15 protein-coding genes are annotated in these 15,700 nt (G+C 31.4%); 10 read left to right on the top strand and 5 right to left on the bottom strand.

The features are described from left to right. Positions 1-35: 35 nt before the first annotated feature. Positions 36-206 carry a hypothetical protein gene (locus ACWJKE_RS00140; RefSeq protein WP_462959076.1) on the bottom strand — a complete coding sequence of 57 codons (171 nt, stop codon included), beginning with the start codon at positions 204-206 and terminating at the stop codon, positions 36-38. Between the two features lie 617 nt (positions 207-823). Between ACWJKE_RS00140 and ACWJKE_RS00135 the strand changes: the two genes are divergently transcribed. Together ACWJKE_RS00135 and ACWJKE_RS00130 are read left to right on the top strand one after the other, a co-directional pair. Then, positions 824-1,540, top strand: coding sequence for a CoA transferase subunit A (locus tag ACWJKE_RS00135; RefSeq protein ID WP_462953696.1), 717 nt, complete (start codon positions 824-826; stop codon positions 1,538-1,540). 33 nt (positions 1,541-1,573) lie between these two features. Continuing rightward, a complete protein-coding gene (locus ACWJKE_RS00130; RefSeq protein WP_216301667.1) occupies positions 1,574-2,233 on the top strand; it encodes a 3-oxoacid CoA-transferase subunit B in 660 nt (219 codons plus the stop codon). Between the two features lie 171 nt (positions 2,234-2,404). Here ACWJKE_RS00130 and ACWJKE_RS00125 read toward each other — a convergent pair whose 3' ends face one another. Further along, positions 2,405-4,843, bottom strand: a complete 2,439-nt coding sequence (locus tag ACWJKE_RS00125; protein WP_462959075.1) for a heavy metal translocating P-type ATPase — start codon at positions 4,841-4,843, stop codon at positions 2,405-2,407. 24 nt (positions 4,844-4,867) lie between these two features. Beyond that, positions 4,868-5,134, bottom strand: a complete 267-nt coding sequence (locus tag ACWJKE_RS00120; protein ID WP_165414088.1) for a metal-sensing transcriptional repressor — start codon at positions 5,132-5,134, stop codon at positions 4,868-4,870. Positions 5,135-5,513: 379 nt separating this feature from the next. On the opposite strand from ACWJKE_RS00120, the gene ACWJKE_RS00115 reads away from it, so the two are divergent. From ACWJKE_RS00115 to ACWJKE_RS00105, 3 genes are all read left to right on the top strand, one after another. Continuing rightward, a complete protein-coding gene (locus ACWJKE_RS00115; RefSeq protein WP_216301665.1) occupies positions 5,514-6,218 on the top strand; it encodes a cytochrome c biogenesis CcdA family protein in 705 nt (234 codons plus the stop codon). An 18-nt stretch (positions 6,219-6,236) separates the two neighbouring features. Next, positions 6,237-6,827: a TlpA family protein disulfide reductase gene (locus ACWJKE_RS00110; protein WP_216301664.1), complete on the top strand. Its 591-nt coding sequence runs from the start codon at positions 6,237-6,239 to the stop codon at positions 6,825-6,827. Positions 6,828-7,017: 190 nt separating this feature from the next. Next, on the top strand, positions 7,018-8,823 hold the full coding sequence (locus ACWJKE_RS00105; protein ID WP_462959074.1) for an urease accessory protein UreH domain-containing protein: 1,806 nt from the start codon (positions 7,018-7,020) through the stop codon (positions 8,821-8,823). Between the two features lie 455 nt (positions 8,824-9,278). Here the strand turns inward: ACWJKE_RS00105 and ACWJKE_RS00100 are convergent, their stop codons facing one another. Next, positions 9,279-9,404 carry a hypothetical protein gene (locus ACWJKE_RS00100; protein WP_268064106.1) on the bottom strand — a complete coding sequence of 42 codons (126 nt, stop codon included), beginning with the start codon at positions 9,402-9,404 and terminating at the stop codon, positions 9,279-9,281. 521 nt (positions 9,405-9,925) lie between these two features. Between ACWJKE_RS00100 and ACWJKE_RS00095 the strand changes: the two genes are divergently transcribed. The 5 genes from ACWJKE_RS00095 (at position 9,926) to ACWJKE_RS00075 (ending at position 14,738) form a co-directional block, all read left to right on the top strand. Further along, on the top strand, positions 9,926-10,735 hold the full coding sequence (locus tag ACWJKE_RS00095; RefSeq protein ID WP_216301662.1) for a sensor histidine kinase: 810 nt from the start codon (positions 9,926-9,928) through the stop codon (positions 10,733-10,735). A gap of 35 nt (positions 10,736-10,770) precedes the next feature. Further along, positions 10,771-11,403: a response regulator transcription factor gene (locus tag ACWJKE_RS00090; RefSeq protein ID WP_216301661.1), complete on the top strand. Its 633-nt coding sequence runs from the start codon at positions 10,771-10,773 to the stop codon at positions 11,401-11,403. 117 nt (positions 11,404-11,520) lie between these two features. Then, positions 11,521-12,456 carry an ABC transporter ATP-binding protein gene (locus tag ACWJKE_RS00085; protein WP_216301660.1) on the top strand — a complete coding sequence of 312 codons (936 nt, stop codon included), beginning with the start codon at positions 11,521-11,523 and terminating at the stop codon, positions 12,454-12,456. 10 nt (positions 12,457-12,466) lie between these two features. Beyond that, positions 12,467-13,591, top strand: a complete 1,125-nt coding sequence (locus tag ACWJKE_RS00080; protein ID WP_462955427.1) for an ABC transporter permease — start codon at positions 12,467-12,469, stop codon at positions 13,589-13,591. A 1-nt stretch (position 13,592) separates the two neighbouring features. Further along, a complete protein-coding gene (locus ACWJKE_RS00075; protein ID WP_216301658.1) occupies positions 13,593-14,738 on the top strand; it encodes an ABC transporter permease in 1,146 nt (381 codons plus the stop codon). A 148-nt stretch (positions 14,739-14,886) separates the two neighbouring features. Here ACWJKE_RS00075 and ACWJKE_RS00070 read toward each other — a convergent pair whose 3' ends face one another. Further along, positions 14,887-15,594 carry a DUF975 family protein gene (locus tag ACWJKE_RS00070; protein ID WP_462959073.1) on the bottom strand — a complete coding sequence of 236 codons (708 nt, stop codon included), beginning with the start codon at positions 15,592-15,594 and terminating at the stop codon, positions 14,887-14,889. Positions 15,595-15,700: the final 106 nt, after the last annotated feature.

The following is a 15,700-nucleotide window of genomic DNA, read 5'->3' as shown; positions in this document are numbered from 1 at the left end:
TTTACAATATATATGTAAATCGTGTACAGTAATACCTATTTACAACCTTTATTGTCCTTTATTCGTTCCTTTCCCTTTTCAGTAACTGCAGTTTTTCTTTTCATTGTCTTTATATTATCAACATGACGGAAACGCATTGCTGACCAATCATCATCAATAGATACTTGAGATACTGGTTCAAATTCATATGGACTAAATATATCCATGATTTTGTTCTATTAATATCTGATTTATACTTTTTAGAAGCTCCCTTTGGATAGCATAAGTTATGTTTTGTGTCGTGACTTAATTGTAACAGGAGATTGCATAGATGTTTTTCTTTTTTTTGTTATTTTGAAATTAATGTAATAATTTTTGTTCATTCATAGTATGATAAATATATATAGTTTATATGTACACTTAAGTAAATTCCTTACAAATACAGTTGATGCAGTAACCCATATTGCTTAGATGTATAGAAGTAATAGATGTGTAATTGATCCACCCTTTTGTAATTTGAATAAAAGTGGTCTATGCATTTATGCATAGAGCTATGACAAAAGTACAAAAGAATTTAAATGCATAACTAGAAAGTATAAATTTTAGACAACTAGTAGATGAAGAAGATTAGGTATGCAATAAAAATTAGTTATGCATACCTAATCTTACTAATAAAACTATACCGAAAAGATATACTATGGGCCGTGTACGCGAAAATAGATATTTCGTACGCTAATAAAAATATACCCCCATAAATTTAACGACATTTCAGCTCCGTAGGAGATGATTTAACCGAGACATTATAAGTTTATATATCAAGCTATTAGTGAAAGGGGATAATTTCATGAACAAAGTTATGGATTTAGATGAAGTAATGGAAAAGGTTCACGATGGAGCGACAATTATGTTTGGTGGCTTTCTAGGGGTGGGTGCACCGCTTAAAGCAATTGACAAATTAGTAGAAAAAGGTGTTAAAGAGTTAACTATAATATCAGTAGTTAACTCTTATCCCGGTCAGGATTTTGACATTGCACGATTGTACAAAAACAAGCAAGTTAAAAAATTAATAACTGCCCATTCTAGCACTTGCCAGCTTGCGTTGGAGCAATTTAAAAACGGAGATATTGAAATTGAATACTTTCCAATGGGTAGTCTTGTTGAAAAAATTAGAGCAGCTGGTTCTGGGTTAGGTGGTGTTCTTACCCCTACCGGTGTAGGTACATTAGTTGAATACGGTAAACAAAAACTTATAATAGAGGATAAAATGTATTTAATTGAATTGCCGCTGAAGGCTGATTTTGCATTTATTAAAGGCTATAAAGGCGATAGATTAGGAAATATACAATATCGCGGCTTAGCCATTAATACCAATCCAATTATGGCAATGGGTGCAGACTATACAGTAGCCGAAGTGAATGAAATAGTTGATGTTGGTGGTATTGAACCTGAATGCGTAGGTACACCAAGTGTATTTGTACAAGCCGTTGTACAAGGCCATTCATTTGATGAACATAAACAAGTATATACTAATTTGTGGGTTCGTTCTAATCAATTAAAATAATTGTTTTTTATAAATCAAAGGAGGTAATTAAGTATGGAAGCAAGAGAAATAATTGCTCGGAGGGCAGCTAAGGAACTAAGTAATGATCAAGTAGTGAACTTAGGGTTTGGAATGCCTACAGCAGTTGCCAATTATTTAGCTGAGGGTGTGGAAGTAATATTGCAATCCGAAAACGGTTGCTTAATGTTTGGCCCTACTCCAAAACTAGGCAAGGAAGATCCGGATATTGCAAACTCTGGTGGTCAACCTATTAGCTTACTAGCCGGAGCTGCGGTTTTTGATTTGGCTACATCATTTTGCATTATTCGTGGAGGGCATGTTGACGCCACAGTACTGGGCGCACTTGAAGTAGATCAAGAGGGTAGCATTGCAAACTGGGCTATGCCACTTGCTCCAGGAAAATTTGCACCAGGCATGGGGGGGGCTATGGATTTAGTAAATGGTGCTCGCAAAGTTATTGCTACATTGAAACATTCTAGTAAGAGTGGATCTAAGATACTCAAAAAATGCCTTCTTCCAATTACAGGTAAAGGCGTAGTCGATGTTATCGTTACTGAAAAAGCAGTATTTGAGGTAACGCCTACTGGACTGGTTCTTACTGAAATATTTGAAGGCCTAAATGTTGAGGATATTCGTAGCATTACAGAAGCTGATTTTACAGTTTCTGATAAGGTAGCTGTATATCAGTTATAGATGTTTGTTTTTAAAATTGTTTATATACTAGAATTAAATCATCTTCTGCGAGGCTGCTCATCTTCTAAAATAAAACTCCCACTTTTATAAGTAGGAGTTTTGTTTTATTAAAAAATACTTGGGTATTTTCATATTTAAATTTAATTGTGCTTTATATTTTTCTCTTGAATTTTATCTTAATGGCTTAAATCCTTTTAATCGTAAAGCATTTGTTAATACTGAAACTGAACTTAAGCTCATTGCAAGTGCTGCAATAATAGGATTTAGAAGCGGACCTCCAAATAAATGCAGTACTCCCATCGCAACTGGGATTCCTAATGCATTGTAACCAAAAGCCCAGAATAAATTTTCCTTTATATTTGTTATAGTTTTCTTACTTAACTGTAGCGCTGTAGCTACATCCATTAAATCACTTCTCATAAGTACTATATCTGCGGATTCCATTGCAACGTCTGTTCCAGAACCTATAGCTATACCAATATCAGCCTGTGCAAGTGCAGGAGCATCGTTTATTCCATCTCCAATCATAGCAACCTTTTTACCTTCTGATTGAAGCTTTTTAACTTCATTTGCTTTATCCTCAGGCAGAACTTCTGCGTATATTCTATCAATACCAACTTGCTTTCCAATAGCTGCTGCAGTCCTTTTATTATCACCAGTTATCATGGCAACTTCTATTCCCATACTATGGAGTCTCTCTATAGCTTTTTTACTATTTTCTTTAACAGTGTCAGCAACTGCAATTATTCCACTTAACTTATTTTCTATGGCAATATACATTGGAGTCTTACCTTCTTCAGCTAGTTTGTTTGAAACATCTTCTAATTTTTCTAAAGAAATTTCACTTTCTATCATAAGTTTTCTATTTCCTAATATTATTTTATTACCATCTATACTAACTTCTATTCCATAACCAGGTATAGCTTTAAAGCTTTCTACTTTTTTAAATTCTAATGATTTTTCTTCTGCGTCTTTAACTATAGCCTCACCTAGTGGGTGTTCCGATCCTTTTTCAGCAGAGGCTGCTATTTGAAGTAAGAATTCCGCGGAAGCACCCTCCACCGTAACTATATCAGTTACCTTTGGTTTTCCTTGCGTAAGTGTTCCAGTCTTATCAAATACTATAGTTTGAATTTTATGTGCAGTTTCGAGCGCTGTACCACTTTTTATAAGCACTCCATACTCTGCGCCTTTTCCTGTTCCAACCATTATTGCTGTAGGTGTTGCAAGGCCCAGAGCACAAGGGCACGCTATTACAAGCACCGAAATGAATATTGTTAGAGAAAACACTGCCGTTTCTCCAGATAAAAACCAAGCTAATGACGAAACTAGAGCAAGTCCTATAACCACAGGCACAAAGTAACCTGATATAACATCTGCCATTGCAGCTATTGGAGCTTTTGAGCCTTGAGCATTTTCAACTAAGGTTATTATTTGTGATAGTGCCGTATCCTTACCAACTTTAGTTGCTTTATATTTAATAGATCCATTTTTATTTATACTTGCACCAATTATATTATGTCCAATACTTTTTTCAACTGGTATACTCTCACCTGTAAGCATTGACTCATCTACTGATGTAGTTCCGTCTATTACCTCACCATCCACAGGCATTTTCTCGCCAGGCCTCACTACTACTATATCTCCAACTTCTACTTCATCAATTGGAATCACTATTTCTTTATTACCGCGAATTATCATTGCAGTTTTTGGAGCAAGCCCCATAAGCTTTTTAATTGCCTCGGAGGTTTTCCCCTTAGTTACTGATTCTAAATACTTCCCAAGAGTTATAAGTGTCAAAATTACTCCTGCTGACTCAAAATACATTTCATAATCCATATTTCCCATAATCGTTATTTCAAATACAGCAAATAAACTATATAAAAATGCCGCAGAGGTTCCAATAGATATAAGTGAATCCATATTTGGACTTAATCTAAATAATGATTTGAAGCCAACTATAAAATATTTTTTACCTGTATACATTATTGGTAGAACAAGTATCAATTGTAAAATAGCATAAGTCTCCATATGCATCATCGGGTTAATAGCTTCAGGTAATGTAATAATCATAGGTAGCATTGCAACTAGTAACAATGGAACTCCAAATATTGCAGACATTAAAAATCTATTCCATAAAGACTTTATCTCTTTTTCTTTTTTTTCTTTATCAGCGTCTACATTACTTTCATCCTCTAGAGCCTTATATCCTGATTTTTCGATTGCCTTCTTTATATCTACTGTCCTTACTAATGATGGTTCAAAAGAAATAGTTAGTTTTTCTGTGGCAAAGTTTACATTTGATTCCACAACTCCATTAATTTTTCTAGTTATTCTTTCTATATTCTTAGCGCAGGCCGAACAAGTCATTCCTTCTATCTTTAAGGTTTTATTAGTTGTTTGCACTACTATTTTGTACCCAGCTTTTTCAACTGCTCTTTGTATATCTAATAATTTAATTTTTGACTCTTCATAGTTTATATTTAATTTTTCTGTAGCAAAGTTTACACTTGCATCGTAAACCCCTGGTAATTTTTTTGAAACCCTTTCTATAGTCTTAGCACATGCTGAACAGGTCATTCCTTCAATTTTCAATGATTTTGTTTCCAATTTATATTGCCTCCTATAACTTTATTATTTATCCATAATCTTTGAGAGTAAATCAATTATCTCTTCAATCTTCTCATCCCCATTATCACTAAGTACAGCATCCTTAACACAATGACTTAAATGCTGTTTTAATATTAATAAATTAGCTTTCTTTAAAAGAGATTGAGCTGCAATTATTTGGTTAGATATATCTACACAATATCTTCCGCCTTCTAACATCTTTATAATCCCTTCAATTTGTCCTTTTGAAGTTTTCAACGATTGTAATGCCCTTACTTTTTCTTGATTCATTTAAACATCTCCTTACCCCCCACATAGGGGGTGCTATCTAGTTGTATTGTACACCATAAATTATATAATATAAACATAATTTATAACTAATTGATCATTAATATCATAATTTTGTTGGCATTTTTAATATTTAAACAGCTCCTTTTCATTTCTATAACCACATAATACCTAATTATTATGTAGATTTTATGAATAACCCTATTTTAAAAATCTATTTTACATAAGCACATAAAATCTCCACATCTTTTTAGTATAATGTTTATAGTTATGATTTTTTTCATAGAAAGGAATTTTTATTATTTCGTATTTTACGTTCAAGCTCAATGACCTATTTGATTTATTAACTCATTTTTTAATACTAAATTGGAGGTGTTTACTTTTGAATGACATATCAATATTACTAGCTTTCTCTGCAGGTCTTCTATCATTTTTATCTCCTTGCGTCCTTCCACTAGTTCCTGCATATATAAGCTATTTAACTGGTTCTTCCATAGAAGAATTAAAGGATGGCAAAGCTAAACTTTCTGTTTTATATAAATCCTTTGGATTTGTGTTAGGCTTTTCTATTATTTTTATTTTAATGGGAGTTTCTATAAGCTCCCTTGGTAAATTACTAATTACCCATAAAAATTTATTTAGAAAAGTAGGAGGAACTCTTATTGTTGTTTTTGGTCTTCATACTATTGGATTATTTAAAATAAAATTGTTTTATCGTGAGAAAAGATTTTTATATTTCGATAAAATAAAAGGTCCTTTTAGCTCAGTGATAATGGGAATGGCTTTTGCCACAGGTTGGACACCTTGCATTGGTCCTATATTATCCTCAATACTCATCTATGCTACAAGTATGAACTCTATAGGTAAAGGGGTTTTACTTTTGATAATGTATTCCCTAGGACTTGCTGTTCCATTTATTTTAACTGCCATGGCCATAGGAAGCTTTACTAAACAATTTAGAAAGTTTTCAATATATCTTCCTATAATCTCCATAATAAGTGGCATTTTAATGATAATAATGGGAGTTATGATTTTCACGAACAAATTAGCCATATTAAGTCAATACATGAATTTTATTAATTTTTAGTCGAAGGAGAGAATTAATATGAAAAAATTACTAATAGTACTTATAGCCGCTATCCTTGTAGGGGTCTCTATCAATACTCTAAACACGTATAATGCATCGAGTTCTAAATCTAACTTATCTGTGGAAAATACAGACAAAAGTAGCAATACTCAAAATAATGCTCCTACTAAGCCCATTGGAATAAATCCTAAGGCTTCTAAAACCAAGGCCATGGATTTCAAATTAAAGGATCTAGATGGTAATGAATTATCTTTAAGTGACTTAAAAGGTAAAAAGGTTTTTCTTAATTTTTGGGCAACTTGGTGTCCACCTTGCAGATCAGAAATGCCTGAAATCGAAAAATTATATCAAGAAACAAAAGATAGCAACTTAGTTATAGTATCTATAGAAATTGGTGAACCTTTAGATACTGTTAAATCCTTTATTGATAGTAATAATTATAATTTTAAAGTTCTTTCAGACCCTGATCAGATTGTTGCCGCTCAATATAATATAGCATCAATTCCTACTTCATATTTCATTGATGTAGACGGGAATATCATTTCTAAACACTCTGGTGCTATGAATATTGATCAGATGAAAGCATATATTAAAACTCTAGATAAATAATCTAACTTAACATTAAATCCAGATAAGTAACTTATCTGGATTTAATTATTTTTTAAAACCTATCAGATATATATCTTTATTTTTATCTTTATAAAATCTACACATCTTTTTTATATAATTTAAATAATAAGTTTATATTCATTGAATACAACATTAAATATTATATTAAAAACTTTTAGGAGGTAATAATGTGAGCATTAAAAAGGAAAAAATAAAAGTCTTCGATATGACGTGCACATCATGTGAATCAAAAGTAGAAAGAGCAGTTACAAAATTATATGGTGTGAAAAAAGCTTCTGCAAGCTTTAGTAGTCAATCTCTAACAATAGAATACGATACAGATCTGTGTAATTGTGAAAAAATTAGGACTGTCATAAAAGCAGCTGGTTATAGCATAGAAAGTTCAAATAACCACAAAATAGTAGGTATATTTATAATTGTAGCGGCAATTATATTAATTGGAAATTCATCAGGTGGAATTGATATGACCTCTAGACTAAATGGGGCTACATATTTTGTTCTATTCATTGTTGGAGTCCTTACCTCAATACATTGCGTAGGCATGTGTGGTGGAATAATGCTTTCCCAAAGTATAAATAAAGATAGCAAAAGTAAATTCGATTCCATTAAACCTGCACTTCTATATAATGCAGGTAGAGTTCTAGCATATACAGTAATTGGTGGGATAGTAGGTGCTCTAGGTTCCGTGCTTTCACTCTCACTACCCGTAAAGGCTGGGCTCCAAATATTTGCCGGTGTCTTTATGATAATAATGGGACTTAATATGAGTGGATACAGCCTATTTAGAAAGTTTAATATAAAGCTTCCATGGCCTGCTTGCTCAGTTAAGAAGAAACCAAAGACTCCTTTTTTAGTTGGTGTTCTAAATGGACTTATGCCCTGTGTGCCCCTTCAGACAATGCAACTATATGCTTTAGGAACTGGAAGTGCTTTTAACGGAGCCTTATCTATGCTAATATTTTCTCTCGGTACAGTACCTTTAATGTTAACATTTGGGGCATTATCAGGTCTCATTACTAAAGGATATACAAAAACTCTTTTAAAATTTAGTGGAATACTGGTTGTAGTTTTGGGTATTGTAATGGGAAGTAGAGGACTAGCATTAGCTGGTGTAAATGTGCCTTCTACATCTTCATTAGCTGCTAGTTTATCTGGTAACAAAACATTGGAATCAGCTACACCAGCTGCTAAGGCAACTATAGAGAATGGAGTTCAGGTAGTTAAGATGACCGCAGACGGTGCAGGTTATACACCAAATGGTTTATATATACAGAAAAATATGCCTGTAAAATGGATAATTGATGGTAAATCATTAAATTCCTGTAACAGCCAAATAATTATTCCATCCTTAAACATTCAGAAAACTTTGAAGCCCGGTGAAAATGTTATTGAATTTACACCAAAGGATAAAGATATAAACTTCAGTTGTGGAATGGGCATGATTAGAGGTGTATTTAAGGTAGTTGATAATGTTGAAACGGTGGACACTTCAAAACCTGATCCTTCTGTGCCAGCTCCATCCAGTGGAATGCCTGGTTGTAATATGGGTAGCGCACCTGCTGCACCTGAAAAACCAAGTATTTATGGTACGGATTCGAGTAAAGTTAAAACCAGTAGATTGATCCAAAAAGCTGTGATTTCAGGAAGCAACCAGGCTCTTTCAATTAAAGGTACAGGATATGAATTTGAACCCTTGATTGTAGTTGCGGCTAAAAATGTTAATACAATTTTAAGCTTTGATTTAAATGAATTTGACAATCCAGATGGAACCTTTGAAATTGCTGCATCAGACACTGGCAACAACATAACTACTTTTCAAGGTAAAAAAGGAACTGTTAAAGTAGCTACTACCTTTAGTAGCAGTGGTATCTATTCGATTATAAAAGATGGCAGTATTGTAGGTGGCGTGGTTATTGTAGATGATTTAAAAAATACAGATTTAGAAACGATTAGAAAAGATTATATAGGCGGTTAATTTTCATGATATACCATTCAAATAGGCATGAAGTCTCTCAAATAGTAATTAATATAATGTTGTCGTAAAATATAATCATATACTTTTAATAATCATTGCCGAGAGGGTAGGACATTTTGTTCTACCCTTTCTTATTTTTTATTATAAACATTATTTAGACATGTGTGGATTTTCTTATTTTATTTATTTTTGTTGGGCTTTTATTTACTGACACTTAAGGCTCAATTGTCTGATCTTCAGAACTATTATCCTTACTCTTTATTTCATTTGTCGATTTATTCTGTAATTCTTTAGCAACCATATTTTATTAGTGGCTTTCTGCAACTATCCGGTAAATACTTAGACTATGAAAGATGAGTTAAATAGTTAAATCCATTTTGCACCATAGTGAATGACTCTAAATTATTGATTGATTACATTACAGCCGTTTGACTTAAATAACTACAAGCTTTTTTTCATAATAATGCAGGTAAAATTTTTCCTGTCCAATTTAGTTCCACATCTTTGAATTTATCAAAACCATTTTTAACCCAAAAATCAAGCACGGTATCATCATAGTTAGTAACTACATCTATTCTCATACTATATATACTTTTTTTGCGCTTAAAAATATTTGTTATTTATTTTAATGTACCCTATTATGCAGTTATCCACATTGTTTTCCGCAAGCTGTTTTTATACAATTGAAGGATAATATTATCTTAATGTAGAATTACAATAATGGTATATTCTATAGAAATTTATAAATATTAATAAAACAGCTTAAGTATTTGCATAATTTGTAATAGATAGAGGTGCTTTTATGGAAAATTGGATTATATTAAATAAATTAATTTTACTGATTTATGTAAGTAGTCTGCTAGTAAAGGGGAATTTCAACTCTCCTTGCAGCAACTATACAGTGATTATATCATTACTTTTTTATGTGATTATTAATGTAAGCAAATCATTAGTTTCAAACAAGAGATATAAACGTCTCTTTTTAATCATATCAATTCTGGAGCTTTTGATTTGCAATTTTTTTGTCACTCCTATATTTTTTATATTGTTACCAATAAATTTTTTCGAAATATTTGTTGGTAAAATAAAACTCATATTTATTTTGTTTGTTTTACTAATATCTGTTTTTATTATTAACTATAACATTATAATATGCGAATATTTATTTACTTCCTTATTTGGTCTTGTAGCATACTATTTCATTTTAATCATTGAAGATAGAATGAAAAAACTTACTATTCAAAATGATGAGCTTAAAGAGAAAAACTATAGATTATTGATGAGCTTAAATAATCAAATGGAATACAAAAATCAAATGATATATACTTCACAGTTGCAAGAGAGAAATAACATTGCTCAGGAAATACATGATAAATTAGGCCATAGTATTTCAGGAAGTTTAATGCAACTAGAGGCTGCGAAACTTATTATGGACAAGGATAGTAATCAAAGCAAAGCTATTATTCAAACTACAATAAATGTACTTAGAGATGGAATGGAAAGTATACGATATACATTGAAGAACATTAAACCTGAAGCAGAACAGTTAGGTATAAACAAAATAAAGCTACTTGTAGATGAGTTTAACAATAAAACTAAAATCAATGCAAATTTATATTACAGCAATAATTTGGATAGGATTTCCTATATTGAATGGAAGGTTATATGCGATAATATAAAAGAAACTTTTACCAATATAATTAAATATTCTGAAGCTAAGAATGTCAAAGTAAATGTGGAAGTGCTTAATACTTTACTTAAAGTAGAAATAAAGGATGATGGCATAGGGTGCATCATCATAAAAAAAGATCTTGGCCTATCAGGAATAGAAGAAAGAACTATGAATTTAAATGGAAAAGTTATTTTAGATGGTTCTAGTGGGTTTTCAGTAATTATTTTACTTCCTATTTAGGAATAATTCAAATTTAGTAAAAGGGTGGTGCCGAATTGCCAATTAAGATTTTGATTGCTGATGATGATTCACTTATTCGAGAAGGTCTAAAAATAATAATTGGTTTAGACGAAGAATTTATTGTGATGGCTTGTGTAGAAAATGGATTCGATGCAATAGAATATTGTTTAAACAACTCCGTAGATGTTGCACTTTTGGATATAAGAATGCCAGTATTAAATGGCGTGGAGGCCATAAAGGAAATCTCTATAAAGACTTCAACAAAATGCCTCATTCTGACTACCTTTGATGAAGACGAATATATAAATGCAGCGATTCGTTATGGAGCAAAGGGATATATTCTTAAAAATAATACTCCAGATAAGATTAAAGCTGCAATAAAAGTAGTATACAGTGGGAATATTGTTATGCAGGAAGGCATAATTGATAAAGTGTTAAAAAAAATAGATAACAATAATAGTAGTAAATTAAATAGGGATTTGTTTACTGGGAGAGAGATAGAGATAATGCAGGCAATAGCTGATGGATTATCCAATAGAAAGATTTCGGCAAGATTGTTTATATCAGAGGGTACTGTGAAAAACTACATTACTTCAATTTTAAGTAAAACAGGCCTCGAACATAGAACACAGATTGCTATTTATTATTTAAAAGGTGGTAATAAATAGAATGTGACCTTTGTCATGTTGTAAAAGTGACTTTCTGCACTCACAGTAGAAGTCTTTTTTTTATATAATAAAAGCATAGAAATTACTAAAAACAAAAAAGTTTTAGGGGGTATTATTTTGGATATTGTTAAAATAAAAGGATTAACTAAAAAATTTGGAGACTTTACTGCAGTTGATAATATCGATTTTTCCATTAAAGAGGGAGAAATTTATGGCTTACTTGGGCCTAATGGAGCAGGTAAGAGTACCATTATAAATATGATTTGTGGGTTAATTACAACGACAAAAGGTTCTATTGAAATACTTGGAAAAGATAATCAGAAAAATTCGAATAATGCAAAGAGAAACATTGGTGTAGTTCCTCAAGACATAGCAGTATACGAAGATTTAACTTGCCTCGAAAACGTAAAGTTTTTTGCAAGTCTCTATGGTCTTAAAGGGGAAGAATTAAAAAAGAAAGCCCAAGAAGCTCTAGAATTTGTTGGTCTTAGTGATAAAGCTAAGAGTATGCCAGCTAGTTTCTCTGGAGGAATGAAAAGAAGATTAAATATAGCATGCGCAATTGCCCATACCCCTAAGCTTTTAATAATGGATGAGCCTACAGTAGGTATCGATCCACAATCAAGAAATCATATACTTGACTCTGTGAAGAAATTAAATGAAAGAGGATGTACCATTATTTATACAACTCATTACATGGAAGAAGTAGAAGCAATCTCAACGATGATAAGTATTATTGATCATGGGAAGGTTATTGTAACAGGTACCAAGGAAGAACTCAAAGCTATTGTTACAGATAAAAATACTGTTGAGGTTACGGTTATCGATGGTACGGTAATTAATGAAGAACAATTAAAGGAACTAAAGGGAGTTACGAATGTCCTCATTAATGAAAACAAAGTTAAAATTGACAGTTTAAAGGAAATTAACAATTTAGATAAGATAATTTTATATTTCACGGATAATGGAATTCCAATTAAAAATATTGAGAACAAAGTACCAGATCTTGAAACTGTATTTTTAACACTTACCGGTAGAAAATTAAGGGATTAGAGGTGAAAAAATGAACATTATTTCTATAATTATAAAGGAAGTAAAACATACTTTCCGAGATAGAAAATCAATGGCAATGATGATATTATTTCCAATAGCGCTAATAGTTGTGATTAGTGCAGCATTTAAATCAGAGTTTACTAACACTATTGATATTGGTACACCTAAAGTTTTATATAGCATTGAAGCTACAGGTGTTGTTTCGGATAATTTTAAAACTAGTTTTATTGAAAAAGGTAAAGATTTTAAAATAGAATTTACAAAAACTAAGGATATGGATTCTGCTAAGAAAAAATTAATTTCTAAAGAGTACGATGCAATCATAGAAATGAAAAGTAATAATAAGATAGAATTTTACAAGAGCAATGTAGAAAGCCTTAAGGCTGGTGTGGTTGAAACTATTCTATCTACCTATGTACAAGAATTTAATGTAATTGTAGATATTAGCAAAGTAAATCCACATATAATAAATAGTTTGCTAAGTGATAGCAATGACAACTATTCTACAATTAATTCTCTTAATAAAGCAATCCAGCCCTCCTCTTTAGATTATTATACAATTGCAGAAATAGCTCTAATAATTATGTATTCAGGAATGACAGGTCTCTTTGGAATTGCAAGTGAGAAAAATTTAAAAACTAGAGATAGGATTTTGATAAGTCCTGTTAAAAAATATGAGTTTCTTATTGGAAAAACAATAGGTGGAGTTATAGGTACAATTATTCAGATTGCTATTGTTATTTTGTTTAGTAAATATGTGCTTCATGCAAATTGGGGGAATGATATTTTTACTGTATTACTAATATTTACATCTCAAATAATCATGGCAATAAGCATAGGTGTTGGGCTAGGATTTATTTTCAAAAATGAAAATGTGGCAAATGGAGTTTTAAATTTTATAATACCGGTAATGGTATTCCTTGGAGGAAGTTATATGCCTGTAGATGGTTTTGGAAGCAAAACTTTTCAATCAATAACCTATTTATCACCTGTAAGATGGGTTAATAGATCTATATTTGACGTGGTTTATAATAATAATTACAGCAAGGTTTCCACAGCAATTTTGATTAATATAGGCGTAGCTGTAATATTTCTTGCTATATCTTCCTTGTTGTTTAGAAAGGAGAATGCATAATATGAGAAATTTATTTTTGCTTGCACTTAATACATTAAAAATCACTTTTAGAAAGAAGTCTAATATTATAGTATACTTAATTCTTCCAGTTGTAATTGTTATATTTGTTATGTCCGTTTATTCCTCAATGGATTCAAAGATTAAAGTAGGAATAAACAATAAAGCTGCAAACGGAGTAATAGCTAAAGATTTTGTTGCTGCTTTAAATAAACAGGATAAATTTAAAATTCAAGAAATTAAAGATGAAGAAATAAATAATTTAGTTGCAGAAGGTAAGGTTGATTGTGTAATTACAATACCTGCAAACTTTGATGAAAGTGTTCATAATGGAGCAATAAGTAAAATACAGATTACTGCAATTAAAGGGCAAGAAGTTACGACTTGGGTTCAAAACTATGTAAATTATTATGTTAAAAGTCTCATGATGCTAGGAAAAGCATCAGGTGGGGATAACGTTATATTTAATAAACTTTATGAAGGATTTAAGATTCAAACTCTTACTCTTCATAAAAATGTAGTTAAAGATGAATCCCTTGATAAATTAAAAACTGTTCAAAGTATAGGATTTTTAATAATGTTTATGCTTCAAGGCGCAACTACCACTTCAGGGCTTATTTTAAAGGAGAAGAAAGAGAAAACCTACTTTAGAATATTTACGACTCCTGTAAACAGTAGAATATATATTGGGGCCAATATAATGGCTAATATGTGTATAATGGTAGCACAATCAATTTTAGTAATATTTTTTTCTAAGTATATTTTAAAACTGACTACTGGAGTACCTGATTTGCAGCTACTTGCAATACTCACTTTATTTGGATTTGTTTGTGTAACACTCGGTATTCTATTAGTTGCTTTTTCAAAAACTACAAGTCAAGTAGGGGTGATGGCTACCTTAATAATAACGCCGACATGTATGCTTTCAGGGTGTTTTTGGCCAATTGAGCTTATGTCTAAAACTATGCAGCAGATAGCCAATTTTTTACCACAAACTTGGGCATTAGAGGCTATTAGGCAGCTCCAAAACGGTAAAACCTTTTTAGAAATTATGCCATTACTTGGAATACTTGTAGCCTTCGCATTAGCATTTTTCCTAATTGGTATGTATAAGATGAAAAGCAATGAAAGCGTTAAAAGTTTTATATGAAAGGAGCCAACAATTGTTGGCTCCTTTCATATTAATCAGAAATTAGTTATTTCATTTCAATATATCCCATTGTTCCAACTTCTGTTTACTAACCATTTCATTATATAAATACATTAGAATTAATCACTTAATTTATCTATCTTTTCTACTAAAGTAGTTTTTTTTCATTAGAATCATTCTTTAACCCCTGATAGAAAACTGCTGTGGATGTCTGTATATACGGTTCAAGCCATATGAACCCTATTCCTAAAGTGACTAAACATAATATAAACCACCCTGCAAAGCTTAGATATAGACAAAATAATTTCCCTTTATATCCATTCATCATCTCTTTGCTACGGTTTATAGCCTCCAAAGAGGTTAATTCGGGATTATCGATTAGTATATAGTATGCCATAGAATAACTAAAACTAGCGATTATTCCCGGTATTATAAGCAATAAAGTCCATAACAATATAAATATACCCATTAATAAGTTCAACAAAAATGTCTTCCCAAAATACTTAAATCCCGTAAAAACGTCCTCGATTTTAGCATTAGTCTTTCGTATTAAATTTAGAAAAAACATTGAAGCGCCAAAAGTTATGGGTCCTCCGATAATCAGTACTATAACTCCCCATATATTTTGAATTCTACCATCACTAATTGTAGTGCTATATTTAAATATTTCATGTATAGGATTATTAATAACCCAATTTACCCTTTCTTTAATATCCGGTCCCTGTATAAACATTTCTGTGAAAATCCAGGCTAATACACAAACTATTATAGCTACAATCCAATTACCTGATAAATCCTCCCTTGCTTCTTGACGTATTTCCTTATTACTTTTTGATTTTGAGTCATAACCATCCATATAAATCCCCCTTGTGCTGCTTTGGTTTTATTAATTACTTAAAATTGGTACACTATATATAATATGCTTATTACCGCATTTTTAAACCAAGTAAAATAAATACCCG

Source organism: Clostridium sp. CM036 (assembly GCF_055081135.1).
This window is presented reverse-complemented; position numbering and strand designations above follow the sequence as displayed.

What these genes read in the sequence shown, in the direction of transcription:
- ACWJKE_RS00135 (WP_462953696.1), top strand. Translation starts at nt 824, where the DNA reads ATGAACAAAGTTATGGATTTAGATGAAGTAATGGAAAAGGTTCACGAT.
- ACWJKE_RS00130 (WP_216301667.1), top strand. Translation starts at nt 1,574, where the DNA reads ATGGAAGCAAGAGAAATAATTGCTCGGAGGGCAGCTAAGGAACTAAGT.
- ACWJKE_RS00070 (WP_462959073.1), bottom strand. Translation starts at nt 15,594, where the DNA reads ATGGATGGTTATGACTCAAAATCAAAAAGTAATAAGGAAATACGTCAA.
- ACWJKE_RS00075 (WP_216301658.1), top strand. Translation starts at nt 13,593, where the DNA reads ATGAGAAATTTATTTTTGCTTGCACTTAATACATTAAAAATCACTTTT.
- ACWJKE_RS00080 (WP_462955427.1), top strand. Translation starts at nt 12,467, where the DNA reads ATGAACATTATTTCTATAATTATAAAGGAAGTAAAACATACTTTCCGA.
- ACWJKE_RS00140 (WP_462959076.1), bottom strand. Translation starts at nt 206, where the DNA reads ATGGATATATTTAGTCCATATGAATTTGAACCAGTATCTCAAGTATCT.
- ACWJKE_RS00100 (WP_268064106.1), bottom strand. Translation starts at nt 9,404, where the DNA reads ATGAGAATAGATGTAGTTACTAACTATGATGATACCGTGCTTGATTTT.
- ACWJKE_RS00110 (WP_216301664.1), top strand. Translation starts at nt 6,237, where the DNA reads ATGAAAAAATTACTAATAGTACTTATAGCCGCTATCCTTGTAGGGGTC.
- ACWJKE_RS00120 (WP_165414088.1), bottom strand. Translation starts at nt 5,134, where the DNA reads ATGAATCAAGAAAAAGTAAGGGCATTACAATCGTTGAAAACTTCAAAA.